This window comes from Secundilactobacillus malefermentans, from assembly GCF_008033155.1.
Taxonomy (GTDB): domain Bacteria; phylum Bacillota; class Bacilli; order Lactobacillales; family Lactobacillaceae; genus Secundilactobacillus; species Secundilactobacillus malefermentans.
This window is the reverse complement of the sequence record NZ_CP042371.1, coordinates 1,087,446-1,112,202: the sequence shown is the minus strand read 5'-3', so window position 1 is coordinate 1,112,202 and position 24,757 is coordinate 1,087,446. Positions and strand designations below refer to the sequence as shown.

23 protein-coding genes and 1 pseudogene are annotated in these 24,757 nt (G+C 43.2%); 10 read left to right on the top strand and 14 right to left on the bottom strand.

The features are described from left to right. Positions 1 to 11 precede the first annotated feature (11 nt). Positions 12 to 868 (top strand): annotated as a pseudogene (locus FGL90_RS10660) (cation:proton antiporter). After that, entirely contained in the window at positions 792 to 1,955 is a 1,164-nt protein-coding gene (locus FGL90_RS05300; protein WP_187240400.1) for a cation:proton antiporter, read from the top strand. Before FGL90_RS10660 ends, FGL90_RS05300 begins: the two are co-directional and overlap by 77 nt. A gap of 252 nt (positions 1,956 to 2,207) precedes the next feature. Here FGL90_RS05300 and FGL90_RS05295 read toward each other — a convergent pair whose 3' ends face one another. Both FGL90_RS05295 and FGL90_RS05290 read right to left on the bottom strand, forming a co-directional pair. Continuing rightward, positions 2,208 to 2,654, bottom strand: a complete 447-nt coding sequence (locus tag FGL90_RS05295; protein WP_010620415.1) for a VOC family protein — start codon at positions 2,652 to 2,654, stop codon at positions 2,208 to 2,210. Positions 2,655 to 2,727: 73 nt separating this feature from the next. Beyond that, entirely contained in the window at positions 2,728 to 3,570 is an 843-nt protein-coding gene (locus FGL90_RS05290; RefSeq protein ID WP_147657204.1) for a C39 family peptidase, read from the bottom strand. A gap of 125 nt (positions 3,571 to 3,695) precedes the next feature. Between FGL90_RS05290 and FGL90_RS05285 the strand changes: the two genes are divergently transcribed. Continuing rightward, entirely contained in the window at positions 3,696 to 5,255 is a 1,560-nt protein-coding gene (locus FGL90_RS05285) for a bifunctional metallophosphatase/5'-nucleotidase (RefSeq protein WP_147657203.1), read from the top strand. 108 nt (positions 5,256 to 5,363) lie between these two features. On the opposite strand, the gene rny is transcribed toward FGL90_RS05285, so the two are convergent. The 3 genes from rny to FGL90_RS05270 all read right to left on the bottom strand — a co-directional run bounded on the left by rny (position 5,364) and on the right by FGL90_RS05270 (position 8,869). Further along, positions 5,364 to 6,950, bottom strand: a complete 1,587-nt coding sequence (gene rny, locus FGL90_RS05280) for a ribonuclease Y (protein WP_029327601.1) — start codon at positions 6,948 to 6,950, stop codon at positions 5,364 to 5,366. 108 nt (positions 6,951 to 7,058) lie between these two features. After that, positions 7,059 to 7,781: a YoaK family protein gene (locus FGL90_RS05275; protein ID WP_147657201.1), complete on the bottom strand. Its 723-nt coding sequence runs from the start codon at positions 7,779 to 7,781 to the stop codon at positions 7,059 to 7,061. A gap of 17 nt (positions 7,782 to 7,798) precedes the next feature. Then, positions 7,799 to 8,869, bottom strand: a complete 1,071-nt coding sequence (locus FGL90_RS05270) for an alpha/beta hydrolase (RefSeq protein ID WP_010620420.1) — start codon at positions 8,867 to 8,869, stop codon at positions 7,799 to 7,801. Positions 8,870 to 8,907: 38 nt separating this feature from the next. On the opposite strand from FGL90_RS05270, the gene FGL90_RS05265 reads away from it, so the two are divergent. Together FGL90_RS05265 and FGL90_RS05260 are read left to right on the top strand one after the other, a co-directional pair. Beyond that, positions 8,908 to 9,330, top strand: coding sequence for a helix-turn-helix domain-containing protein (locus FGL90_RS05265; RefSeq protein WP_147657199.1), 423 nt, complete (start codon positions 8,908 to 8,910; stop codon positions 9,328 to 9,330). Between the two features lie 88 nt (positions 9,331 to 9,418). Continuing rightward, positions 9,419 to 10,273 (top strand): response regulator, encoded by an 855-nt coding sequence (locus FGL90_RS05260; protein ID WP_147657197.1) that lies wholly within the window; start codon positions 9,419 to 9,421, stop codon positions 10,271 to 10,273. A 30-nt stretch (positions 10,274 to 10,303) separates the two neighbouring features. On the opposite strand, the gene FGL90_RS05255 is transcribed toward FGL90_RS05260, so the two are convergent. Beyond that, positions 10,304 to 11,644 carry an amino acid permease gene (locus FGL90_RS05255; protein WP_147657894.1) on the bottom strand — a complete coding sequence of 447 codons (1,341 nt, stop codon included), beginning with the start codon at positions 11,642 to 11,644 and terminating at the stop codon, positions 10,304 to 10,306. Between the two features lie 150 nt (positions 11,645 to 11,794). On the opposite strand from FGL90_RS05255, the gene mmuM reads away from it, so the two are divergent. Continuing rightward, positions 11,795 to 12,745 carry a homocysteine S-methyltransferase gene (mmuM, locus tag FGL90_RS05250; protein WP_147657195.1) on the top strand — a complete coding sequence of 317 codons (951 nt, stop codon included), beginning with the start codon at positions 11,795 to 11,797 and terminating at the stop codon, positions 12,743 to 12,745. Between the two features lie 63 nt (positions 12,746 to 12,808). Here the strand turns inward: mmuM and FGL90_RS05245 are convergent, their stop codons facing one another. The 5 genes from FGL90_RS05245 to FGL90_RS05225 form a co-directional block, all read right to left on the bottom strand. Beyond that, positions 12,809 to 13,771, bottom strand: coding sequence for a hypothetical protein (locus FGL90_RS05245; protein ID WP_010620426.1), 963 nt, complete (start codon positions 13,769 to 13,771; stop codon positions 12,809 to 12,811). A 398-nt stretch (positions 13,772 to 14,169) separates the two neighbouring features. After that, positions 14,170 to 14,640 carry a hypothetical protein gene (locus tag FGL90_RS05240; RefSeq protein WP_010620427.1) on the bottom strand — a complete coding sequence of 157 codons (471 nt, stop codon included), beginning with the start codon at positions 14,638 to 14,640 and terminating at the stop codon, positions 14,170 to 14,172. After that, entirely contained in the window at positions 14,637 to 15,086 is a 450-nt protein-coding gene (locus FGL90_RS05235) for a hypothetical protein (protein WP_010620428.1), read from the bottom strand. Before FGL90_RS05235 ends, FGL90_RS05240 begins: the two co-directional genes overlap by 4 nt. Before the next feature lie 97 nt (positions 15,087 to 15,183). Continuing rightward, a complete protein-coding gene (locus FGL90_RS05230) occupies positions 15,184 to 16,194 on the bottom strand; it encodes a lipoate--protein ligase (RefSeq protein ID WP_010620429.1) in 1,011 nt (336 codons plus the stop codon). A 124-nt stretch (positions 16,195 to 16,318) separates the two neighbouring features. Next, positions 16,319 to 17,326 carry a lipoate--protein ligase gene (locus tag FGL90_RS05225; protein ID WP_147657193.1) on the bottom strand — a complete coding sequence of 336 codons (1,008 nt, stop codon included), beginning with the start codon at positions 17,324 to 17,326 and terminating at the stop codon, positions 16,319 to 16,321. Between the two features lie 237 nt (positions 17,327 to 17,563). Between FGL90_RS05225 and FGL90_RS05220 the strand changes: the two genes are divergently transcribed. Both FGL90_RS05220 and FGL90_RS05215 read left to right on the top strand, forming a co-directional pair. Beyond that, entirely contained in the window at positions 17,564 to 18,034 is a 471-nt protein-coding gene (locus tag FGL90_RS05220; protein WP_010620431.1) for a universal stress protein, read from the top strand. A gap of 60 nt (positions 18,035 to 18,094) precedes the next feature. Beyond that, positions 18,095 to 18,991, top strand: a complete 897-nt coding sequence (locus FGL90_RS05215) for an RluA family pseudouridine synthase (protein ID WP_010620432.1) — start codon at positions 18,095 to 18,097, stop codon at positions 18,989 to 18,991. A gap of 63 nt (positions 18,992 to 19,054) precedes the next feature. Here FGL90_RS05215 and FGL90_RS05210 read toward each other — a convergent pair whose 3' ends face one another. Then, a complete protein-coding gene (locus FGL90_RS05210) occupies positions 19,055 to 19,453 on the bottom strand; it encodes a winged helix-turn-helix transcriptional regulator (RefSeq protein ID WP_010620433.1) in 399 nt (132 codons plus the stop codon). 108 nt (positions 19,454 to 19,561) lie between these two features. On the opposite strand from FGL90_RS05210, the gene FGL90_RS05205 reads away from it, so the two are divergent. Beyond that, positions 19,562 to 20,527, top strand: a complete 966-nt coding sequence (locus FGL90_RS05205) for a 2-hydroxyacid dehydrogenase family protein (RefSeq protein ID WP_010620434.1) — start codon at positions 19,562 to 19,564, stop codon at positions 20,525 to 20,527. Between the two features lie 219 nt (positions 20,528 to 20,746). On the opposite strand, the gene FGL90_RS05200 is transcribed toward FGL90_RS05205, so the two are convergent. After that, positions 20,747 to 23,125, bottom strand: a complete 2,379-nt coding sequence (locus FGL90_RS05200; RefSeq protein ID WP_010620435.1) for a phosphoketolase family protein — start codon at positions 23,123 to 23,125, stop codon at positions 20,747 to 20,749. A gap of 248 nt (positions 23,126 to 23,373) precedes the next feature. Beyond that, the gene (locus tag FGL90_RS05195) at positions 23,374 to 24,102 is read right to left on the bottom strand and encodes a GntR family transcriptional regulator (RefSeq protein WP_010620436.1); all 729 of its coding nucleotides are present in this window, start codon (positions 24,100 to 24,102) and stop codon (positions 23,374 to 23,376) included. A gap of 144 nt (positions 24,103 to 24,246) precedes the next feature. Here FGL90_RS05195 and FGL90_RS05190 point away from each other — a divergent pair, with 144 nt between their 5' ends. Beyond that, positions 24,247 to 24,753: an aminoacyl-tRNA deacylase gene (locus FGL90_RS05190; protein WP_010620437.1), complete on the top strand. Its 507-nt coding sequence runs from the start codon at positions 24,247 to 24,249 to the stop codon at positions 24,751 to 24,753. Positions 24,754 to 24,757: the final 4 nt, after the last annotated feature.

Here is a 24,757-nt window from a genome sequence, read left to right as displayed (position 1 = left end):
TTATCACAAATATGATTTATACCTGGTACGATAAAATACCACTCGCTTTCTACCAAATTGGCGCAGGCCTGCTTTTGTCGCTTGTCCCACTTTTTTCACACTTCACTTTGGAACCTGAAATCTTTTTAATGGCGATTATTTCGCCACTCATGTTTAATGATGGTCAGAACGCCGATACAAAATCTATGCGTGGCAAAATTGGGACCACCTTTTCACTTTCTGTCCTACTGGTGATTGCAAGCATTACCATCGCCGGTTTCCTCAGCCACAGCATTTTACCCACTATTCCGTTAGCTTTGCATTTGCACTCGCGGCCATCATTACCCCAACTGACGCTGTGGCAGTTTCCTCAATTACGGGAAACTTGAAAATGCCTCGCAACGTCATGGCCGCACTGAAAAACGAGTCTTTATTCAACGACGCATCCGGAATTGTGGCATTCGATTTGGCCCTCACCGCTTTCTCGACTGGAAACTTTTCCGTTTTTGATAGCTTAAAACAGTTTTTGTGGGTCTTCATCGGCGGCCTCATAATCGGTGTGATCCTCGGTGCGGTTTCAGTGAGTTTGCGCCTCTTTTTAATTCAGCAAACCATGAACCCAGCAGCCGTGATTATCCCCTATAACTTAATTACGCCATTTGCCATCTATCTCATTGCGGAACTATTTAGTTTTTCTGGTATTTTGGCAGTTGTCGCAGCAGGCCTAATCCACGGGCTATCTCAGTCCCGGTTACGACTTTCTTCCACGCAACTACAAATGGAAAATAAAACGGCCTGGCAAGTTGTGGAAAATGTCCTCAACGGCTTTGTCTTCGTCCTGTTGGGGGGCGACGTTACCAACCGTTTGGCAAAATATTATGCGTGGTGAAAGTAAGCTGATGCCGATTCTATTTGCCCTAGCAGTTGCCCTTTATCTCGCAACTCTACTTGTCCGGTTCCTTTGGGTCCGATTCGACCTTGCCAAATTAGGAGCAGAAAAAGAGCAGCGTAACTCGACCGCGCTACTGAATGCAATTGGTGGCGTCCACGGAACCATCACCCTCGCGATGGCCTTCTCTTTGCCGCTCACTGCGTTTGGCAAAGCACTTCCTTATCGGAACGCCATCATCTTCGTGGCGGCCGTCGTCATCATTTTAAGCCTAGTTGTGCCAACCGTTATTTTGCCATTATTGCTGCCTAAAAAGGAAAATATTCTTTCTGATGAAGAAGTCACGCTGCATCGAAATCAGATGGTCGATTACGCTTCCCAACAACTTATTGCCAGTTCGCCGAAAGACGATGCACAAATTGCTACCGTATTAGAAACCCTTCTCAGTCAAAAAGGGTCTAGTGGACGCGTTAATCGGAAAAAATTGCAGGAAATTTTTAATCAGACCAATCAAATCACAACGGATGTGGCTCTAAAGATGGCCCGCGATGGCGAAATCGATCCAAATACCGCCCAAACTTATCTACGACTCTCACAATTTCATTCACGATTCACGCAAGGCAGTCGCTTTAAGCAATTCTTGAGACGAGGTTCCTTTGTCTTACTTCGACTCCGAGGAAAGCGCAAAGTTGGTCGCCAACGGAATCAACCACGAAAGTCTGATTTTAAATCTCGCTCTTTTGACCAACGAACGGTTAAATTACAAAAAATGCGGGAAGACATGGTCAAAATTGAAAATAAAATTTACGAGCAAGTGATGACCTACTTAAAGGATGCCGCAAACACTGATAATTCAGCAGAAATCTCAGTGGTCCGCCATTCTTACAATGAGCACCACAGTCGCTACCGTGCTGATCAAGCTGACCAGGAACGGGAACAAGAACTCTTTCTCCAAGATTTCCAATATGAATATAATTACGTTCAAACGAGTGTTCAATCTGGTAGAATAAGTAAGAAATTGGGAAATGAACTGTACCAGCAGATTTCTACCGATGAACTTGCCTACATGCAAAATGTGGCCAATTGAATAAAAAAACACTTTTCCATCAAAAAAACGTCACAATTTCTTCACATTTAGTTGCTACTATATACACATAACCTAATATTAGTAATTAATATTAAGCTTTTTCATTTTACTCCTCCAAAGTAAAATATCGGCTTACAGTGATGTAAGCCACCTACTCCTATGTTGTCCGCCACCTCCCCAGTGGCGGGCATTTTTTTGTCGAGTAAATTAAAGAAGATGGCACAAAACAAAAGTTTTGTGCCATCTTCTTTTTTACCATTTTCTAATTTGGAGCATCCACGTCACATTGTACTTATCCGTCACCATTCCCATTTTAGCGCCCCAACCCTGATCCGCAAGTGGCATCAAAATCGTCACCGAGTCATCCGTTTCAAATGAGTGGTAGAGGGCTTCCGCCTTTTTCAGCATTTCCGCATCGCCGCTATCCACGTCAATCAGTAACCTGGTGCTATTCGTCAACTGGTCATCATGATTAAAATTATCCGATGAATAAACCCAATTTCCTAAAATTGTAAAGACGGCATGCATCGTTAAATCCTCATAGTTAACGCTACTCGGAATGTGCATCGCTTCAGCCGCGGCTTTAGTAACGGGCAATCGTTCAACATCCTCGGCGCCAAAAACAGCCTGATAATAAGCTAACGCAGCTTTGGTGTTGTCGAAAGTAAGGTAGGGATAAAGTGCACTCGTATTTGACATGGTATAGCCTCCTTAATTTTTACAAATAGAGCATACCATGACCAACAAAAAAACGAACTAAATTAGTCCGTTTTTAGTAACTCAATGCGCGATACGCATCCTTTTTCCGATGATTGTGCAAACTTGTAATCGTCATGCTCGTCTTCTTCTTTGTCCATGGATCATTGTAATAGACTCGGGTGCTTGAATAGCCTCGCACGGTGAGCGCGTGGTTGACAAAACCGTCTACACCGCCGACCCAAACAACAACGGCGCGACCCTGATTAATTTTAGCTTTAATTTGATTGAATGAGCTGCCCGTCATGTTAACGGATGACCCAGCATACTTTTTAACGATCTTCATTAGTCCCTTGGGATAAATGTACCAACCGGTTTTTGAATAGGGGATCCCCACGAATCCTTTGTCAGGATTGCGGCTTCGCGGCATTTGGTTCGCCAACATCGTCTTATTCACATTGGCGCCTGCATATTTCAGCATCATCGTTACTGCAGTAATTTCACAGCCGGTCGGTAGCTCTGGTCGCTGAGCAATCAGTGGCACATTGAGGTATCGGTATGATTTAACGGTGGCGTTTTGATGAACCCAGGCCGTATATGTATGGTTATAGGTGAATTTAAGCCAGGTTCCATCCACCGTTTTTTCTTCACGCGTAATGTGGATGGTTTTATTTTTGTACGTCAAACTAGCGCCAATTTTGCTGACATTCGTCTCAGAAGTTTTCCAACCGCCGGATTTATAAAGGCCATAATTGTGACCGCTTGGTCTCATTTTAGTGTAGTAATTAACCGTCTTTAAACTTGAAATCGCCTTGTACGTGGGCGCTTCCGCTGTACTTGCCGCCTGTGCAAGAGCCGTCCCACTGAACAAGCCCACCGTCAGCACGATAACCGTTAAGATCAATTTTTTAATTTTCATTTTGCGCTCCTAAAATATAATATATGCCCATTATAACTTAAAACTTATCTCAATTGTATTGTGATATCACTTTCTAATATAAAACGGTATAATAGGAGCAATCACATCAATTCGGAGGCACCATTATGGAACTGACAATCTTATCGACAAGCGATATTCATGGCTACGTTTTTCCCACAAATTACGTGAAGCAAGGCAGCTTATTGCCCTTTGGCTTAGCCAGAGTCGCCACAATTATGAAGGAAGAGCGTCAAAAAGCAAATGGCCCCGTCATTACAATTGACGATGGCGATTTTCTTGAGGGATCACCGCTTGCCTATTACGTTGCTCAGGTCCAGCCAGTGCACAATCCCCAGTGGCTAATGGATGCTTACAATCAAATCGGTTACGACTGTGGCGTATTGGGAAATCATGAATTTAATTACGGTAAGCATTACTTAAAACTTGCTATAAATGAATCGGACCGCCATTTTGTCAACGCCAACGTTCTTAACGCTGATGGTCAGGCTGCGCTGGGCCAACCATTTAGAATTATCAATCGAAACGGCTTGAAGGTTGCCATTCTGGGCCTCACAACTCAAACTGTTGCTCAGTGGGAGCGCCAGGACAACATTGAGGGACTCCATTTTCAGTCAGCAGTTGAGACTGCGCGCTATTTCGTTCCGTTCCTTCATCAATTGGCAGACGTCGTAGTTGTCGCCTATCACGGCGGTTTCGAACGCGACTTAAACACCGGCAAACCAACTGAGAAGAACCCCGGTGAAAATGAAGCTTATCAGCTCCTCAAAGATATCAAAGGGATTGATGCGCTCATCACCGGTCATCAACACCGTCATATTGCTGCTAAAGTGTTCGGAACTCCCGTTACGCAGCCTGGTTTCCGGGGAGATGCCATTGGAAAAATCACCCTCCAGATTGAGAAAAAGGATGATCGTTTTGTTGTCGAAGACAGTCAAGCGGAACTCGTGTATACCAAAGAAGCCCCTTTAAACAAGGCTATTATGGAATCCACGGCAAGTCTCGATCGCGAAGTGGACTCTTGGTTAGAACAGCCGCTTGGCAAAATTGATGGCAGCCTGACCGTTACCGATCCCTTTCAAGCGCGCATCACAGAAAGTGCCTACATAGAATTTATTCAACGCGTGCAAATGGCCACAATGGGTGTCGATATTTCAGCGACCGCCCTGTTCAACAACGAAGGGGCCGGATTTGAAAATCCCATCACCATGCGCAATATTATGACGAATTACGTTTATCCGGATGGTTTGGCTGTGGTTCAGGTTACAGGCAAGGAGTTGAAAGAGGCGCTCGAACGCTCGGCCCGCTACTTCGTTTTAGACAACGATGGTGAAATCGCCGTTAATCCAAGCTTCGTTTTCCCCAAACACCGCCAATATAACTATGACATGTACGAGGGGGTTAATTACGAAATCCGCGTTTCAGAGCCAGTTGGTAATCGCATCCAGAACTTGACGTATCATGATCAACCCGTTAAGGATGACGAACCGCTGAAAATTGTGTTGAATTACTACCGCGCTGGCGGTGGCGGCCATTACGACATGTTTAGTGAAGATAAAATTATTGCTGAAAATAAAACAAGCATGAGTCAAATAATTGCCGATTATTTGCGTGAACATCCGTTGATTAAGGCGGATGTGAACCATAATTTCAAAGTAATTAAATAGCAACCTAAAAGCGGAACAGCCATGAATCATCATGGTTGTTCCGCTTTTATAATCTAGTTAGTGTTCGTTTGAAAACGTGCTATCATCCTCGATTAAACCCGTGAGGTATCACGCTCTCTTTTTTCGTTTCTTCTTCTTTTCTTCTTCGCCAACATGTTGGACAGCCTGATACTGACGAATGGTCGTGACCTTAATCTTCCCTGGATAAGTTAACTCATCCTCGATTTGATCTCTAACCTGCTTTGTCAGCTCAACGCTTTGGTCGTCATTAAGAATTTGCGGTTTAACCACAATTCGAATTTCACGGCCAGCCTGGATTGCATAACTATCGCTGACCCCTTCATGATCATTCGCAATCTTTTCCAAACTACGCAACCGGTTCACGTAGTCTTCTGCGGACTCACTTCTGGCCCCAGGACGCGCACCAGAAATAGAATCTGCCGCAGCAATCAAGACGGCGATTGGACTCGTCTTTTCAACGTCCCCATGGGAAGCCTCGATGGCGTTTATCACGACTGGATCTTCCTTATAGGCCTTCGCTAATTCCGTTCCAATTTCAACGTGGGTGCCTTCGATTTCATGGTCAATTGCCTTACCAATATCATGCAAAAGGCCACTTCGCTTAGCAACCCGAACATCTAAATTCAACTCGGAAGCCATGATGCCGGCTAATTGCGCAACCTCTACTGAATGGGCTAGCACATTTTGACCATATGACGTTCGATACTTCATTCGACCAATTAATTTGATAAGATCCGGATGCATAAAGCCTAGGCGAAGTTTGCTAACAACGCGTTCACCCGTTTCCCAAAGATCGTGCATCACATCGCGTAACGCACTATTAACTTGTGTTTCAATGGAGTTAACGGAAACCCGACGTGTCGCAATCAGTGCTTCAATAGCAACTCGAGCCGTTTCCCGGCGGATTGGATCGTGCGTACTAATGTACAGCATCGTCTTATCCTCTGGATCAAATACCAAATCAGTTCCCGTTAATGTCTCAATCAACCGAATATGCTGACCCTCATGCCCGACAATCTTGCTGCGACTATCGTTATCTGGAATCACCACGGTGTGCTCATTATGCTCACGCGCCTCATCGATAGGACCCCGTTGAATCGCCTCAATCATGATATCTCGTGCATTTTTATCGGCAGTTGCCAAGCTATCTTCATCAATTTCTCGAACTTCGACATCTTGCTCGGCCTTTAATTCGCCAGCAGTCCGGTTTCGAACCATTTGCTGAGCAGATAGATAGTCCAAATCAGCAACCTGACTCAGCGTTTCGTTACGCTTCTTGTCCAAATCATTGGCCTGCGCCTGCTTGTCCTTTAAAGTCTGCTCGCTTTGGTTCAATTCTGTATTAAAGCCATCTAAATCATGATTCCGGTCATCTAGGCGGGCTTCAACCAACGTTTGCGTACTTTCACGTTGCTTAATTCGGACTTCACGGGCCTCGATATCTTCCCGTTGAGAGGTTAGTTCCGCTTCACTATTATCTTGGTACGACTGCGCTTGTTCTTTTCCACTGTTGATAACATCAGCAGCCTTTTGATCTGCCTCAGCTTTTGCATCAGCCAAAATCTGGTCAGCTTGTTGTGTGGCCTGCGTCAACTCGTGCTGATGCTTTGAGTTCCGCAACACAGCCCCCAAGACGAGCCCGATAATCAGCATTATTAAACTCGTTATAATCATTAAAATTGGCTCGTCTCTCCCTTCTTATTCCACGAAAATTAAATAGAACTTCTCTCGTCATTATACGCCATTTGAGGTCGATTCCAAAATCAAAAAAAGAAGCGTCACTCACCCATCAAAATCGGATGAATCTACGCTTCCATTTGTATGAATAAATAGGGTTAATAACGCCACCAAATTTAGACCAAATCCCGTCCATAGTGGCCAAGTTGCATTTGTCATGCAGAGAAGCGCCCCAGCCCCAGCGCCGAAGACAAAGACCACCACAATTGCGCACAAGGTTTTAAACTTTGTTTTAGCTTTCATATCATGATCAATCAGCCATTGATACAGACTGTTCATCATATTTTTTGAATTACCCGTCATGATGCCATTGTTAGCCGTGATGCTCCCAACCGTTCTAAACGTTGTTAACTCATAACCTGATAAAAAGCCAAGCGGCCATACCAAATAGTCCGCACTATCAAACTCTTGAACAATTGCCAAAATTAATAGCACGCTCACGTTCACAACCATAAATATTTGATTTTGGTGATGACGCGATAACTTTTCCGTTGGGATTTCCAGCATCCCTTGCGCAATAAAACAACCTAGCCCAAAAGCAATCCAAACTGGAATATTGACCCAAGCTGATCCAATGCCCTTCGTAAACAATTTGACCGCAAAAACGACCATGTTCCCGGTCTGCGCGCTCGCAAACACCTGATCATGAGCCATAAACGTGTAAGCATCAATCATTCCCATCGTAAACGTTGCCAGCAACGTCAACCAGGTTAATTCATGATTTAATTTATTTTGTTTGAGTTTCTGCCTTAATTGATTGTTTTTCAAATTCCTATCCTCATTGACTAGTTAAAGTAGTCTGCCAAGAAATCGCTGACCGTTTTTTCGTACTTTTTCGGGTTGCTTTGATACGATTTTGCGTGAGCTGCACCCTTAAATAGAACTAATTTCTTGGGCCCATTATCCGCCTTATACAAAGGATAAACCATGCGTGTTGGCACAAATTTATCATTTGTTCCGTGAATAAACAACATCGGTTTCTTATTCTTCTTAACTTGCTTGAGTGCACTCGCCTGTTTAAACCCGTATCCAGCACGAACTTTCGTAATCGCACTTACAGCCGGAACCAGTGGCAGGGTCGGCAAATTGTACATCTGCTTAGCTTGGTAACTTATCTCATCATATACAGAGGTATACCCACAATCCTCAATGAAGGCCTTCACCTGCTTCGGAGTTTTCTCACCGCTGACCATCATCGTTGTGGCCCCACCCATGCTGACACCAAACATCACAATTTGGGAGTTAGATCCATTTTTGCGGATGACCTGCTTAATCCACTTCAAATAGTCCAGCCGATCCGGCCAGCCAAACCCAATGTAGTTTCCTTGGCTATCACCGGCACCACGATCATCAGGTACCAAAATATTATAGCCCATTTCGTGAAACATGCCAGCGTATGCGCCCATTCGGCTCTTATCATCACCAAATCCATGGGCAATCACGATGGTTTTATTAGTTTTCTTATCCGCCTTAATATAATTGGCGTCCAATTTAAAATTATCAGTCGCAGACGTTTCCGTCCACGTTTGCTTTTTAACGTTCCGATACCAAAGTTTTTGTTTCCGTAACGGGTCCGTCTTTGAAATTGTCGTATTGTTGTTAATGAAGTCCTTCTTGTTCCGAGCGACCGCAACGTTGTAGAAATACATTCCTGCGACAAAGATGCCAATCAGAACGACTGCCACAACGCTTGCTAGACTAATCCAAATAATTTTGTTCCGTTTCTTCACAGTTTCCACTCCAATACCTTGATTTCCGATTTTGATCACCTGATTATGATAGGCATCACCACCATAAATTGCAACTCTAATTTGCGCAATCTCCCAGAGCGTCGGGTTTTTAGCTGTAACTTTCATAAAGTAGCGCTATAATGGTAGGAAAGGGGTGAGACGACATGTTTCCAGAACGTTTACGCGCATTACGTCGTGGCCAAAACATTACGCTAGAGAAACTAGCTGAAGGCTTAAACCAACAATTCAAGCCAGACAAAGAACATGAAAATACCGCTTCTCAAATTGGCAACTGGGAACGTGGCGCAAGAACCCCATCGTTCGTTGAAGTTCGCAAACTCGCCGAATACTTCGACGTCACGATGGATTACTTGGCCGGCAAAACCGAGCGAGATGAATACGACTTAGGACGCCTCTTTTTATCTGGTAAGCAACTGACCTTCAATGAACTTAACATTAGTTCCCAAGATCGCTACGAAATTTACCAGCTAATCAACGGCTACTTACATGGCAAAGGCCAACGCAAGCCAATACCATCGCGTAAGAATCATTCAGAAGAATTAGATTTAGATTTACATTTAGACTAAAAATGAGGCCCCTTTAGGAACCCAACTAGTTACCGGGATTAGACGAATCTGTTCTGATCCCTTCTTTATTTAATGAAAGGAGCTCAAAATGACCCCCAAACAACGAAAAAAATTACTGAAACACAAAAAATCCTCGCAGCTACCGGAAAAGAATCCTGCCCAATCCAGTTATATCCAAAAACTCATTTCTTACCGTCAGCTTTTCTCCGACTATCCGAGTGTTAAACTCCTCATCAACAATATCGTTGAGGCTGACCGTTTGTTGAATGCTGGCCTGCTGCCACAGTCCCTACCTGAACTTTTGTTACCTGACGATATTCAGGATCAAATCTTCACTAAAATTGGTCAACAGTACCCTGCCGGCGACAAACGGGGCGACACCCTTTGGAATCAACTTTCCGCGGCTCTACCAGATTTGGATAAACAAATTCGTTCCTTCCGTGACTACCTGGAAGAACATTACGGAATGTGGGCCTACATCTCGGCTTCCTTCATGCGGGATTTAGCTGATTTTGTTGAAAATCGAACCGTACTCGAGCTCATGGCCGGGAACGGCTACATTTCAAAAGGATTGCGTGACGCCCAAAAGACCGTTTATACAACCGACAATAAGGCCTGGGTAGCAGAAAACGAAACGGGTAAGCACCCCGTCACAGCCGTTGAAAAATTGGACGCCCTCGCCGCTATCGACAAGTATCCAGTCGACGTCGTTATCATGTCCTGGTCACCAGATAAGTTGGACATTGATTGGCAAGTTCTTCAAAAGCTGCGAACACTCAATCCTCAACCAGCCTTCATTGTCATTGGCGAAAAGAATGGCGCTACGGGATCCAAAACCTTTTGGGAACAAGCGGACTACATCAATGATGATGTGACCCAGAAACTCAATAAAAATTACACTCATTTTGATTTAATTCACGATCAAGTTTACCGAGTAAAATAAGGAGCATTCCATCTGGAATGCTCCTTATTACTATTTCCGACTCAATTTCATATAAAGCCCATATCCGACATAGCAAACCACCACAATCGGCAACGTGTAAAATAACGCTGGGCGCTGGGCATCATCAAACACAATCAACACGCATGACAACAGCGAGCCGATAAACGCAAACCACGGAATAAATGGATACCACGGCGTTTTGAAGACCAGATCACTAACCTTTTTACCGGAAGCCACATACTTCTTCCGAAAAATTAGCTGACAAATGGCAATCGCCATCCAAACGAACACAACCGCCAACCCCGAAACGGAAACAAGCACCAAATAGACGGTTGACGCAGCAATCACACTTGAAAAGAGTGCTAGCAAACCGCCAATCATACTGATGACGAGCGCAATAAACGGGACACCATGGTGCGTCGTTCGTGATAGTGCTTGCGGCATCATGTGCTCATTTGCCATGGACCATAGCATTCTGGTTGAGGCATACAGCCCAGAATTTGCAGCCGATAAAATTGCCGTCAGTACGACGAAGTTCATCAAGTCACCGGCAAATGGCAACCCGATATGGTTCAAAACCAGAGCAAACGGACTCTGAGTCACACCTGCTTGCTGATAAGGAATCAAGCATGCCATGACAAAAATACTACCAACAAAGAATAGAACTAAGCGCCAAAGGGTTGTATGAATCGCTTTAGGCAGTGTCTTACCGGGATCTTTAGTTTCACCCGCCGTGACGCCAATTAGTTCCGTCCCAGAAAAGGCAAAGTTAACAGTCAGCATCGTGGTAAAGACCCCTTTGAATCCAGTTGGGAACCAGCCATTTGCGGTTAAATTATGTAAACCTGGTGCATGGGCATAACCCTTAATCGGGATAACTCCGGTAATGGCAAGAATTCCGATGATGATAAAGATGACAATTGCCACCACTTTGATGCTAGAGAACCAGAACTCCGCTTCGGCAAAGAACCGCACCGAAAAGGCGTTTGTTAAAAAAATGACTATCATAAATAGGGCACTCCAAATCCACTCCGGCGTATTTTGAAACCACTGGTGCATAATGAGCCCAGCCGCCGTAAATTCCGACCCTAAAGCCACCGTCCAGGTTAACCAATATAGGACCGCCACCGTGAACCCAGTTCTTGGTCCAATGAGCTTAGTGGCGTACACGTGAAACGACCCAGTTACCGGCATCGCCACGGATAATTCACCCAGACACAGCATGACCGCGTACACCAAAAGCGCGCCAATGAGGTACGCAATAATTGTACCAATGGGACCCGCTTGGTGAATGGTATAGCCAGAACTCAAGAATAGTCCAGTTCCGATAACACCGCCTAATGAAATCATTAATAGATGGCGCGAGGACATTTTGCGTTCCAATGTGCCTAACTCAGTTGATTCACTATCTTCCAATAAAATTCCCTCATTTCCAATTCAATAATTGACTTTGTTGCTCACATTAGAATATGATTAAAATACTCAACTTTACTACTGTAAATGAAAGAAGGTTCCCGGTCAATGACCAAATCACTGCCAGAAATATTGAAAAACCAGCCCGTTGTGGTTGATGGCGCAATGGCAACCGAACTCGAAAAACATGATATCGATACTGATAACGACTTGTGGTCGGCCATGGCCCTAATTGAACAACCCGAAGCAATTTACGATGTTCACAAAAGCTACTTCGATGCCGGAGCCCAAGTTGCCATCACCAACACCTATCAGGCCAACATCGACGCGTTTGTCAAAGCGGGAGTTCCAGCCGACGATGCTCAGAAAATGATTACCAATGCGGTTGAAATTGCCAAACGTGCCCGCGATGATGCGTGGACGGCCCTAACGCCAGCAGAACAAGCCGCAAAGGGCGGATTCTTTGTCGCTGGAAGTGTCGGACCTTATGGCGCTTTTCTCGCAAATGGTGCCGAGTACACCGGTGACTACAATTTATCCGTGGATGAATTGAAAGATTTCCACCGTTCGCGTATGCAGTTACTCGCCAACAGCGGTGTTGACCTGTTTGCTTTCGAAACCCAGCCACAATTCAAGGAAGCTCAATCTCTAGCTAATTTGCTGGAAAGTGAATTTCCACAACAATCGGCCTGGATTTCGTTTAGCATTCGCGATTCTAAGACGCTGTGCGACGGCACCAGTCTCGCAAAGGCCGTGAGCTACTTCAACGACCACGACCAAATCATCGCGATTGGCGTGAATTGCACCGCCATGACGAACATCACAGCGGCTATTCAAACCATTAAAGCAGTCACGGATAAGCCAATCATCGTTTATCCAAATACTGGTGAAACCTACGATCCAAAAACCAAAACCTGGCAGTCACAGGAAGAAGAAGCTTCCTTTGAACAATTGACGCCCGCTTGGCTAAAAGCCGGTGCCAGAATGATTGGTGGCTGTTGTCGAACGACGCCAAAAGATATTCATGATATAGCTGATGTATTGACTAATACTAAGTAATAAAAATGACGCATCCTCAATTTAAGGATACGTCATTTTTATTATGGCTTTAATTTAACAAATCTACTTACTTACTGAAACGATTACTGGATACCTTCCGACAGCAATTGTGTCTCCTGTGCTTAATGTCGTATTTGAGCCATCCTGAATCTTCATGGAGGTTACTTTGTATCCAGATGGGAGATAACTTGTGCTACTTACTTGATTAAGCAACTCGTCATATGATGTCGAACTATCTTTTTCATATGGTCCAACAAAGGCATTCCCAACTGACTTACCAGATTCTGAATCTTGATAACTCACTGAAATACCATAACTACCATAGTAATCTTCATCAAGATAATTTAGCACCGCCTTACTATAAATCCAGCCGTTAATTTCTGGGTGCTTTGCATCCTCAATGTAGTAGTAAACCCAACCTTCACGAGTTTTTTTAACTGCCTTTGTTACTGTAAGTGGATCAGCAGCATATTTTTTACCCGCAGCTGAAGTTGGATTGACATTACTTAATAACTTCTTGGCTTTATACTGTGTATATTGTGGTGATGTCCAAGTACCATATGCTTTACCTAATTTATTGAAATAAAAGGTCGTTCCAGTCGGTAAATCAACACTTTGCGTGGTTTTGGCTGATTTCACTCCTCCAGAAAAAGCATTGAGTGTCTTCCCACCATAAACATACCCACGATATTTACCATTCATCGATACCACTTTGTAATAGACTGAACCGGTGTTGGTCTTTGCATATCCATAAGCACGAAAATAATATGCTGAACTGCTAGAGGTCTTAAAAGTTGCCATCTTCGCTTTAGAAGCAACTACTTTTGCTCCTTTAACTGTGCCTGGTTTTGAATAAAGTGCATTCTTACCAGTCGTTTCAACATTTCGCTTTGTTGCAGCAGTTTTTAATGCAGTATAACTTGTCGTAATTGTGGCTGCCGACGCTTTAGAAGTTGTTGTACCAATAATTCCGACAAAACTTAGTACTACTGTACCGATTAATAATGACTTTTTTGCAATATTCATATTTACCATCCCTCTTTCTAAGAGAATTATATAATACTTTAGCTAAATAATGAGCAAAAACAAAGGCAGCAAAATGAAAAAAACCTTTATATCAACCTTTCTACTCAAAATCTTAATATTTGTCACGTCGAGCTCTCATTAATTCAAGCAAAAAAAGACCAACCAAAAATTAATTTGGTTGGTCTTTTATGATCTACAGTACTTACATTTGCATGTAAATAGATTCACTGAACTCCACAATCCGTTGGAATCAAGGCTCCCGCATATCCGGTGGGTGTTACCTTGCCCCTGCATTCGAAACATCACCTAGCCGCTTGCGCGGACCGCATAAATGCGGCGTGATTTCTTCGACTCATCGCATAAGAACTACTCTACCACAAATTCAATCAGAATGAAAGCTACTTTTCTGGTTCAGGCTCATCTGCTACCGCAATATCCGCCAACTTTTCAGTGACGAAGTCCGTAAATTGCTTTAAGGCAGCAGCTGGATCAGCCATCACTGAATCAACTGTGCCAATTTCATCAATCCGTAAACCTGACTTATTAACCTTGGGCGATTCAACAATCATGTAAACATTCACGTCTTGATCACTTTCAGCATCTAACACTTTTTCCATCGGACTAACGTAACGAACTGGCAAATTAATGACATTCATTTCCAAACGAATTGATAATTCTTCCTTTTCAATGGTCACTTCAGCCTGGCTAATTTGTTCTGCCTTGCCCTGTTTAACAATGTAATCAACTAGCGACTGAAGCGTTTTTTCCAGCGCAGCGCCCTTCAGGTCCTTTGCCTTAACCGCATTACTTTGTGAGGTAACGCCGTCTTCCTTTAATGTATTGAAAAGATCTGCTACATGGATTTTCATTTTGACGTCTCCTGTTCATGCTCTTTTTGGTATTGGGCGACTAATTCCACCCGTCGTTTTTCCTTTTGTTCTTTTCGTAAACGCAATGCTAGCACTAGCCAATAGGCATTCGCAACAATTGCAGCCGCACTAAAAATATCCATTAGCACCTTGATTAACAAGCTGGCATCACTCTTGGTCGCCATTGTTAAAATAACGTTCAGCAGACCTAACGAGTACATTGTAATCACGAGTCCCAGAAAGTAGAACGAGGCTTTCCAATTTAAAACGGCCAGAATAATCGGAATCAAATATAGGATTAAAACAAAGATCGTCGACTTCCAAATGTCGCTTGACGCGAGATTACGGTCGGTTATTTTGACTATCGGTGTTGACATTAAAAAGTTAATCATCATGAAGATGAACATGGAGATAAACGACCAAGTAATGACTTGCTTATCTTTCATAGTGAACCTCTTTCTCGTTTTTATATGTATGAATAAGGACTGTGACATAACTGCCACAGTCCTACTCTAAATAACTCAGTGATAATTGTCAAAAAGTTTAAACAAATAGGTTCAACAATTCTTCCTTGGGAATGCCATTGAAGTACTTATTTGTATCAATTGGATCCAGTAGTGCTTTCAAAGTATCGTGATCGTAACGGACGCCAGCCATCTTGTCAGCTAACTCAGTTGCATCCCCCGGTCCAAAGAAATCACCGTAGAATTTAACATTCTTAATTTTGCCTTGATCAACCAAGAATCGGGCATCCACCGTACCGGCATCAAAGTGTTGACGCTTCTTAACGGTGAATTCTGGTGAGTTACCGTAAACCCAGTCCCAGTTGTTGTAATAGTCTTCGTAAATTTTGTCGATGGCCGCTTGTTCTTTATCGGTCACAACGACTTCCTTGTCCTTGATGTCATCCAGATTATCCACATGGAATAATTCCTTCAGCAAGGTGTCACGGAATTCAGGCACAGTAATATTTTGATATTCAGGTGCCAGGTAAGGTTTCAAATTAGTGACTCGTGACTTAACTGATTTAATTCCCTTTGAAGCCATCTTATCGGCTGGTACGTTCAACGCATCAGAAACCACGTTCAAATCAACATCAAGCATCAACGTTCCGTGTGAGAACGTCTTGCCGTTTCGTGAATACATGGCGTTTCCAGAGAACTTTTTGCCATCAACCAGAATATCATTTCTCCCTGAAACCTCAGCACTCTTTGCCCCCATAGCATGAAGTGCGTCAACAACAGGTTGAACGAAGGATTTGAAATCACCAAACTGCTCAGATTCACTATCGACCACGAAACTAAAGCAAAGATTGCCTAGGTCTTGGTAAACAGCGCCACCGCCAGAAAGACGACGGGTAACGGTAATACCGTGTTCCTTCACGTAATTCTGGTTGATTTCCTCCAGCGTGTTTTGATTTCGCCCAACAATGATGCAGGGCTTTTCATAATAGAAGAGTAATAAGGGTTCATCAAACTCCCTATTATTCATTAAATACTGTTCGGTTGCCAAGTTACGACCGATATCATGCGATTTCATTGAAATGTAATACATGACTCAGACTCCTTTCGCTAATACCCAATTTTGAGGTGATCCTTCATAAAATCGCCTGTATTTCCAGTTTAGCATAAATGAAAGCGATTACGTGAAAATGTTTTCATAAATTCTAAAAATTTTGTTAAACCAATAATTTCAAAAGTTGCTGCTTTGGAATTCCAGCAAAATAATTATCCGTATTGATCATTTGTAATGTTTTGGCCAACGTCTTTTCATCGTAGCGAACACCCACTAGTTGCTGAGCGAGTTCCGCCACGTCTTTGGTTCCAAAAAAATCGCCAAAGAACGTAATCTGCTGAATTTTTCCGGACTTCACTAAAATTCGAGCATCAATCGTTCCTGCATCAAAATGTTGACGCTTCTTGACCGTGAACTCTGGCGATGAGCCGTAGACCCACTCCCAGTTGTGATAATACTTCGTCACTAAATCCTCAATGGCCGCTTCATCCTCTTGAGTCAATTGATATTCTTTGTCAGCAATTTGGGCAACGTCGTCAACACCGTACAGTTTCTTTAAAATGGTATCGCGAAATTCTGGCACTGCTAAATCTTGATATTCTGGTGATAAATACGGCTTTAAATTAGTGACCCGCGAACGAACCGATTTAATTCCTTTTGATTTGATTTTATCTTCTGGAACATTCAATGCATGGGTGACCACGTCCAGATCGACATCGAGCATTAAAGTGCCATGCGAGAATATCTTGCCATTCTTAGTGTACATCGCATTGCCGGAGAACTTCTTGCCGTCAACAAGTAAGTCGTTCCGTCCTGACACCTCAACACCGGTTGCACCCATTTCGTGAAGGGCATCCACAATTGGCTGGGTAAAGGTTTTGAAATCACCAAACTCATCCGGATTATTAATCACGAAACTAAATGACAAGTTGCCCAAGTCATCAAATACTGCTCCCCCGCCAGATAAGCGCCGGGTTACGGTAATATCATGTTCCGCAACGTAATCTTGATTCACTTCTTCAAGCGTGTTTTGGTTGCGACCAACGATGATACATGGGGTTTGATAATAAAAAAGTAAGAGTGGTTCAGTCAAGTTCAAGTGATTCATGAGATACTGTTCGGTTGCCAAGTTACGACCAATATCATGCGACTTCATACGATAAAATATCATTCAGTTATCCCTCCTGTTATGTACAAAAAAACCACCTAACCGAGTACCCGGTTAAGCGGCAATTAATGGAGGCCGTGGTCTCCATTCGGTTCCAACTTTATTATAACCTCTTTATGGTGTTTAACAAGAAAACGGTTTCATTTACCACTTTCTCAAATTAAATTACTTACATGAAATGGATTTCATGATATAGTTAACATATAAGAAGTAAAAGCTACAAGAGGGGTGGCAATCACTATGGCACAACAATATGATAATATTTTGGCTCCAGTTGATGGTTCAAAAGCAACCGACCCAGTTTTAGATAAAGCAATTGAAGTTGCAAAGCTAAACGATACCCATTTGGATATCCTAAACGTTTTGGAAGTTAACCAATTTAGCGATACTTATGGCGGTGCTGTTAGTGGCGATGTAATCTATAAACTATCAGAGGACGTTCAAAACCAGCTGATTAAGTTGAAGAAGAAGGCAGAAGATGCCGGATTATCTTCAGTTTCAATTCACGTTCGTTTTGGTAATCCAAAGCCCGTTATCGCGCGCGAATTCCCAGCTGATCACAATACGCAATTAATCGTTATCGGTTCAACCGGCCTTTCAGCCGTAGAACGTTTAATGGTTGGTTCCGTAACAAACTACGTGAGTCGTTCAGCTATTTGCGATGTTTTAATCGTTAAGCCTAAAGAATTATCCAAGCTTAGTAAAAAATAAAATAAAGTCAAAAAAAGCTGGAACGAACTGTTCCAGCTTTTTTTGCTACGGAGGATTTAAATGACTTGGCAATTTAATTTCATCCTGCCAACTGAATTTGTGACGCAATCACTGCGCTCATTACTCATTAATGAATGGCTGTTACCAAAACACCTAATTTTTTCATTAAAGCAGGACAAACGGGTGCTAGTTAATGGCGGTTATTTACCAGTTAATTTTGAGGTGAAGGCCGGTGACCAAATTCAGCTAACTTTTGAACCCAGTGACTTCGCTCACGCCAATCCGCAGACAACGCCAGATAGCGCTGCAACAGTCGAAGTTCTATTTGAAAATGATGACCTACTCGTCGTCAATAAAACGCGTGGAAGCAAAACCCATCCGAATCAGCCCGAGGAAACTGGTACGACCTTAAACCACGTTGCAGCCTACCTCCAGCCCAAGGGTGAACAGCCTTACATCTTGAATCGGCTCGATCAGGAGACGAGTGGCGCCCTTTTGATTGCTAAAAATCCAGTTGTCGTCCCCATCATGACGGAACTCATCAAAACAAAGCGCATTAAGCGTACTTACCTCACGTGGGTTCACGGTCACTTCGACCAAGCCGAGGGAATCATTGATGCACCGATTGGTCGAGACCCCGAGGATAAACGTAAACGGCTCGTCAACGGTCTAAACCCGCAAAATGCAGTGACTCATTATCGGGTGTTGCGTCAGGTTAACGATGCCAGTTTGCTGGAAGTCCAGCTTGAAACGGGCCGCACCCACCAAATTCGGGTACATCTATCATCCCTGAATCATCCAATTGTTGGTGATCCCTTATATGCAACTGACGGAAAGCAGCGATTGTTGCTGCATTCGTGGAAGATGGGGCTGTTGTTGCCGTTTACCTTTGAACCCATTGAAATTGAGGCAAACGAACCTGATGATTTTAAACTGTTTGAAAGACAAACAAAATAGACCAAGATAAATTAACATTTTATCTTGGTCTATTTTTTCATTGACTACTAGGCAGCACAAGGTTTACTTCACTTTTCCCAAACTAAACGGCACATCGTTCATTTGCAATTCCTTCAACCGCGCCGTGCCCCAATCATACATTGCGTTAATGATGGGTAACAATGATTTTCCAAGCGGCGTAAGTGAGTACGATACCTTCACTCGTGGCCCACCGTCCTCTTCGGTTCTTTCGATTAAATCATCCGCCATCAGTTCCTTTAACTTCTCCGAAATCATTTTATGGGAAGCCTGGGGTAATAATGTTAGGAGTTCGTTGTAGTAGTACGCACCCTCCTGGCCCAAATGATAAATAATATTAACTTTCCATTTGCCACTAAACATTGATAGCGTCAATTCTTTGGGGCAGTTAAACTCCCCATTGACCAGTTTTTGTAACGTTTCTTCTCTAACTTGATCAGTCATAGGTCAGCTTCCTTTCAGGTTACTAAAAAGTGCGCTATTGCATAGTAAGCGCTTTCGTCCGATAATATAAGTGTACAGTAATACAAACAAATTAGGAGGCTTTTTATAATGAGTAAAGTTTATCTTTCTGCAAAATTGCCAGATGTAACTGTGAAAATTCTTAAGGATGCCGGATTAACGGTCTCAGCATTTGACGGCGAAGGACTTATTTCGCACGACGAACTACTTAAGAACGTTACTGATGTCGACTTTTTGATCACCCCGCTTTCAACGAAGGTTGACCAAGAAATCATTGATGCCGCTCCTAAACTCAAATTAATCGCCAACTTTGGTGCCGGCTTCAACAACATCGACACCGATTATGCCAAAAGCAAGGGCATTCCAGTAACCAACACACCTGCCGTTTCGACAAATGCCGTTGCTGAAGTTACTGTTGGTCTCATTTTAGCACTTAGCCATCGAGTTGTGGAAGGTGACCATAAGATGCGGACAACTGGATTCCCAGGCTGGGCACCCCTCTACTTCTTAGGCAATGAGGTCGCTGGCAAGACCCTTGGAATTGTCGGCTTTGGTAACATTGGCCGGGACGTTGCTCGTAAGGCTCGTGCTTTATCGATGAACGTTCAGTACTGGCAGCCACACATTGTTTCGGATCCTGAAACCCGAAGCATTGGCGCCAAATATGTTCCATTTGATGAGCTAGTTAAAACGAGTGATTTCATCAGTATTAATGCCCCTCAAACTAAGGACAATCATCACCAATTCAACGCCGATGTCTTTAAGCAAATGAAGCCAACTGCCTCAATCGTCAACGTTGGTCGTGGCCCAATCGTAGATGAAGTTGCCCTCCTTGCCGCCCTCAAGGCTGGTGAAGTTGGCGGTGCTGCGCTTGATGTTTACGAGAACGAACCAAAACTTACCCCAGGATTCGAAGAACTTTACCACAACGTCATTTTGACGCCTCACGTTGGTAACGCAACTGTTGAAGCTCGTGACGCAATGGGGTCAATTGTCGCCAACAACGTTACGTTAGTTGATGGTGGTCAAGCAGCTAAGTTTGTCGTTAACCCTTAACATTAACCAATGACACAAAAAAGGAGCCGGGACAAAACAAATGTTTTGTCCCGGCTCCTATGCTATTTCCGAATATTCTTGCTTAGTCGGGTTCCAAAAGGCTGCTTTCTCCGCCTAGCTACGATCAACGAACAATCCCAAGTTCAGGATTATTCGTTAATCTAGGCTATGCTCAAAAGCAAACCGCCTTTTGTCTCACCCTCTTTTGATTACTTTACTTTATTTCAATGGTTTCCATTGCCAATCGTTAATTTCTGGCATATCTGTCCCATTTTCACGAATGTAAGCTGTATGCTTAGCAACCATATCGTCCATCCGTTGAGCAAAGTAGCTACCCTTAACGGCGAATCGAGGGATTGAAAGTACAGCGTCCTTAGCCAAGTGGAAACGGTCAAGTTCGTTCAAGACTCGCATATCAAATGGCGTTGTGATATCACCATTTTCACGATAGCCGTGAACGTGAACGTTGCGGTTATGACGATCAAAGAAGATGTCCCGTACTAAATCTTCGTAGCCATGGAATGCAAAGATAACTGGCTTGTCAGTTGTAAAGTAGCGGTCAAATTCATCATCAGTCAAGCCTCGAGGGTCGCGTTCTGGTGAACGAAGTTTCAAAATATCAACAACGTTAATAAATCGAAGCTTCATATCAGGAAATTCATCATGCAATAATGATATTGCGGCCAATGATTCCCAAGTTGGTTCACTACCAGCGGCGGCGAATACCAAATCAGGTTCCTGACCTTGATCAGTTGATGCCCAGTCAATGTAGCCTAAGCCATTGTGGACTAAGTTAGTGGCTTCATCAATTGAGAACCATTGTGGACGTGGATGCTTTGAAGTAACGATTAGATTAATCTTCTCTTTGCTTTGGAAAGCCACATCCCCGACAGCCAACAATGTATTCGCATCAGCTGGCAAATATTCACGAATTAATTCAGGTTTCTTTTCAGCCAAATGTGTTAGCATACCTGGATCTTGGTGAGTATAGCCGTTGTGATCTTGCTGGAAGACAGTTGAGGTGTCCACGAAGTTCAATGATGGATACTGCTTGCGCCATGACTGTTCTGAAGCCTTACGCAACCACTTCATGTGTTGAGTCAACATTGAATCAACCACACGTCCAAATGATTCGTATGTGGCGAAGAAACCGTGACGACCGGTCAAAACGTATCCTTCAAGCCAACCTTCAGCTTGATGCTCTGATAGTTGTGAGTCGATGACTCGACCTTGGTGCGCCATGTTTTCGTCATTAGGTTCCTTAATGTTTTCCATCCATTGACGTTTGCCTTCATCAAGCAAGCTGTAGAGTCTGTTTGACTTGGATTCATCAGGGCCGAAAGCTCGGAAGTTGTTTGGATTTTCTTTAACAACAGCTGCCAACCAATTTGACCAAATGATCATGTCTTGGGCAGTTGTCTTACCGTGTTCGCTAACGTCGACGGCAAAGTCTTTGTAGTCAGGCAACTTCAATGGTTCAGGTTTAATCCCACCATTTGTGATTGGGTTCATCGCCATTCGTTGCTCGCCCTTAGGTGCAAAGGCGCGGACTTCTGACTTCAAAGTTCCATTTTCATCAAATAGTTCTTCTGGTTTGTACGCCTTTAACCAATTTGTGAGCTGATCAACGTGTTCCATATGAGCAGCATCAACTGGAATTGGTACTTGGTGAGCACGGAATGACCCTTCGATTGGGTTTCCATCAAGATCCTGCTTAGGACCGGTCCAGCCCTTTGGTGAACGGAAGATGATCATTGGCCAATTTGGCAACGTTTCATCATTGTTATCGCGGGCATTCTTTTGAATTCGTTTGATTTCTTCGATTGCTTGGTCCATGACCTTTGCCATGTCTTCGTGAACTGGCATGTGCTTCTCAGGATCGGCCACTTCAACAAAGTAAGGCTTCCAGCCCATTCCCTTGAAATAGCTGGTTAAGTCTTCGTCACTCATTCGAGATAAAATGGTTGGGTTTGAAATCTTAAAACCGTTCATGTTGATGATTGGTAAAACCGCACCATCTTTGATTGGGTTAATAAACTTGTCTGAGAACCATGAAGCAGCCAACGGACCAGTTTCTGACTCACCATCACCAATTTCAACGGCGGCGATAACGTCTGGGTTATCTAAAATAGCACCGGTACCATGAGAGAGTGAGTAGCCAAGCTCGCCACCTTCGTGGATTGAACCTGGTGTTTCAGGGGCAGCATGAGATGCCACACCACCTGGGAACGAGAATTGTTTGAACAACTTCTGCATCCCTTTTTCATCTTGAGAAATATTTGGATAAATTTCGCTATAACTACCGTCAAGATATGAATTTGAGACCATGACTTGACCACCGTGACCTGAACCTTCGATATAGAACATGTTCAAATCATACTTTAAAATGGCACGGTTTAAGTGCGCATAAATAAAGTTTTGAGAAACGATTGTTCCCCAGTGACCAATAGGCTTAATCTTTACATCGTCCGAGGTTAAGTCGTGTTTCAACAATGGATTGTCACGCAAGAATAATTGCCCAACTGATAAGTAATTAGCGGCACGCCAGTACTTGTCGAGGCCTTCTAGGTATTCTTTAGAATCAAAATCTACTGCCATTAAATAAACACTCCTTCTGAAAATAAATTATTATCAGGACATCTTTCGAAAGTAAATTTTCCAATTATCTCAACGGTCAATTTACAGTGATTATGATAGTCTGATTTTGCCAAAAGTCAACTTTTATGAAAATTGATACGGTCCAATTAATGGCCCTTCAAAATGGGCAGACAAATAAAAAACAGCACTGCGTAAGTGCTGTTTCATTAGTCCTATTATTGGTTACGGCTTCGTCAGCTGTGTGACGCTCATTCTTCATCCAGCGACACAAACGTATTATATTGAAGATACTTGTAGTGCAGCCGCATATTCGATACTTCAAACGGCGTCCCATCATCAAGGAAGAAGATTCCTTCCATCAAGCCCACCGGCTCAATGGGCTTGAGGTTTAATAATTTCTGATCCTCGTCCGTTGATGGTGCTGCCTGTATTGACATAAAGGACTTCGTAACGACTTTGCCCTGTTGTTCTTCAAGATAATTAAAAATGGATTCCGACACAATTTTTGCCGATAATTCTGGCGCAATTTTTATTGGAATATATCCCTGTTCAATCATAAACGGCTGGTCGTCAAACAACCGCAGTCTTTTAATGTCATAGACAAAGTCACCCGGTTCCAAAAAGAGCTCTTGTTGCAACTCTTCCGTTGCCGGAACAACGCTAAAGTTCAGTAGTTTAATACTCGGTGTTTGATTATCACTCTTGAAACTATCCGTAATTCCTAAATTCGACCCCTCATAGTGAAAAATTGAATCATTCTTCCTGTATAATGGGTTAATGAAGGTTCCAGATCCCCGTTTTTTAAATATAATTCCTTGGTTTGCTAGCACACTAAGCGCACGTTTAATAGAACTACGACTAACGCCATAGTGCTCACTTAAACTCCGCTCGTCTGGAAGGCGCTGATTTTTGAACTGATCATTTTGAATCCGATCCTTCAAATCATGCAATACCTTGCGATAAATTAGATCTGCCATCCTATCTCCTCAAAACTAATTCGTACCAAATTATGTTAATCTAATTGAGTATACCAGTTTTAAATCAATTTTGGGAATAATTCGGACCATTTTAAAAATTGGTTGGTTTTTATTCTCATCAAAATAGTCAAAGGTGGGCTTAAGATGTCAAAAAAGAATAAAAAATCGCGAATTCATAAGACGTTGGTTGAACAAATTTTAGACAAAGCCAACATTAGCTACAAACAACACGTCTTCCCAACTCATGAAGAAGGCGACGTCGCACAACTTGATGTTGATCACGATGACGTTGATGAGCATACAATTTATAAAACGTTGGTCCTGACTGGCAAGGAAACGGGGCCACTGGTCGGCGTTGTTCCGCTAGACGAACACCTTAGCTACAAAAAATTAGCAAAGGTCTCCGGCAACAAAAAAGTGGGCATGGTTCCACTTAAAGAGCTCCTGGCCACAACTGGCTACGAGCATGGCGCCAACACCCCCATTGGCATCTGGGAAAAATTTAAATATCCCATTTATTTCGATGAAACTGCCAAAAAGCAGGGTGAAATTATCGTTTCGTCGGGCCAGGTCGGTCGCTCAGTTGCCGTCCAAGCTGAGGATATTCGGAAACTCGTTCACGGAAAATTTGTTGATATAAAAGAAGATTAATCGA

What these genes read in the sequence shown, in the direction of transcription:
- mmuM (WP_147657195.1), top strand. Translation starts at nt 11,795, where the DNA reads ATGACCAAATCACTGCCAGAAATATTGAAAAACCAGCCCGTTGTGGTT.
- FGL90_RS05200 (WP_010620435.1), bottom strand. Translation starts at nt 23,125, where the DNA reads ATGGCAGTAGATTTTGATTCTAAAGAATACCTAGAAGGCCTCGACAAG.
- FGL90_RS05290 (WP_147657204.1), bottom strand. Translation starts at nt 3,570, where the DNA reads ATGAAAATTAAAAAATTGATCTTAACGGTTATCGTGCTGACGGTGGGC.
- FGL90_RS05300 (WP_187240400.1), top strand. Translation starts at nt 792, where the DNA reads ATGTCCTCAACGGCTTTGTCTTCGTCCTGTTGGGGGGCGACGTTACCA.
- FGL90_RS05215 (WP_010620432.1), top strand. Translation starts at nt 18,095, where the DNA reads ATGACTTGGCAATTTAATTTCATCCTGCCAACTGAATTTGTGACGCAA.
- FGL90_RS05245 (WP_010620426.1), bottom strand. Translation starts at nt 13,771, where the DNA reads ATGAATATTGCAAAAAAGTCATTATTAATCGGTACAGTAGTACTAAGT.
- FGL90_RS05195 (WP_010620436.1), bottom strand. Translation starts at nt 24,102, where the DNA reads ATGGCAGATCTAATTTATCGCAAGGTATTGCATGATTTGAAGGATCGG.
- FGL90_RS05255 (WP_147657894.1), bottom strand. Translation starts at nt 11,644, where the DNA reads ATGTCCTCGCGCCATCTATTAATGATTTCATTAGGCGGTGTTATCGGA.
- FGL90_RS05230 (WP_010620429.1), bottom strand. Translation starts at nt 16,194, where the DNA reads ATGTATTACATTTCAATGAAATCGCATGATATCGGTCGTAACTTGGCA.
- FGL90_RS05260 (WP_147657197.1), top strand. Translation starts at nt 9,419, where the DNA reads ATGACCCCCAAACAACGAAAAAAATTACTGAAACACAAAAAATCCTCG.
- FGL90_RS05190 (WP_010620437.1), top strand. Translation starts at nt 24,247, where the DNA reads ATGTCAAAAAAGAATAAAAAATCGCGAATTCATAAGACGTTGGTTGAA.
- FGL90_RS05295 (WP_010620415.1), bottom strand. Translation starts at nt 2,654, where the DNA reads ATGTCAAATACGAGTGCACTTTATCCCTACCTTACTTTCGACAACACC.
- rny (WP_029327601.1), bottom strand. Translation starts at nt 6,950, where the DNA reads ATGATTATAACGAGTTTAATAATGCTGATTATCGGGCTCGTCTTGGGG.
- FGL90_RS05270 (WP_010620420.1), bottom strand. Translation starts at nt 8,869, where the DNA reads ATGAAAGTTACAGCTAAAAACCCGACGCTCTGGGAGATTGCGCAAATT.
- FGL90_RS05225 (WP_147657193.1), bottom strand. Translation starts at nt 17,326, where the DNA reads ATGATATTTTATCGTATGAAGTCGCATGATATTGGTCGTAACTTGGCA.
- FGL90_RS05285 (WP_147657203.1), top strand. Translation starts at nt 3,696, where the DNA reads ATGGAACTGACAATCTTATCGACAAGCGATATTCATGGCTACGTTTTT.
- FGL90_RS05205 (WP_010620434.1), top strand. Translation starts at nt 19,562, where the DNA reads ATGAGTAAAGTTTATCTTTCTGCAAAATTGCCAGATGTAACTGTGAAA.
- FGL90_RS05235 (WP_010620428.1), bottom strand. Translation starts at nt 15,086, where the DNA reads ATGAAAGATAAGCAAGTCATTACTTGGTCGTTTATCTCCATGTTCATC.
- FGL90_RS05210 (WP_010620433.1), bottom strand. Translation starts at nt 19,453, where the DNA reads ATGACTGATCAAGTTAGAGAAGAAACGTTACAAAAACTGGTCAATGGG.
- FGL90_RS05265 (WP_147657199.1), top strand. Translation starts at nt 8,908, where the DNA reads ATGTTTCCAGAACGTTTACGCGCATTACGTCGTGGCCAAAACATTACG.
- FGL90_RS05220 (WP_010620431.1), top strand. Translation starts at nt 17,564, where the DNA reads ATGGCACAACAATATGATAATATTTTGGCTCCAGTTGATGGTTCAAAA.
- FGL90_RS05240 (WP_010620427.1), bottom strand. Translation starts at nt 14,640, where the DNA reads ATGAAAATCCATGTAGCAGATCTTTTCAATACATTAAAGGAAGACGGC.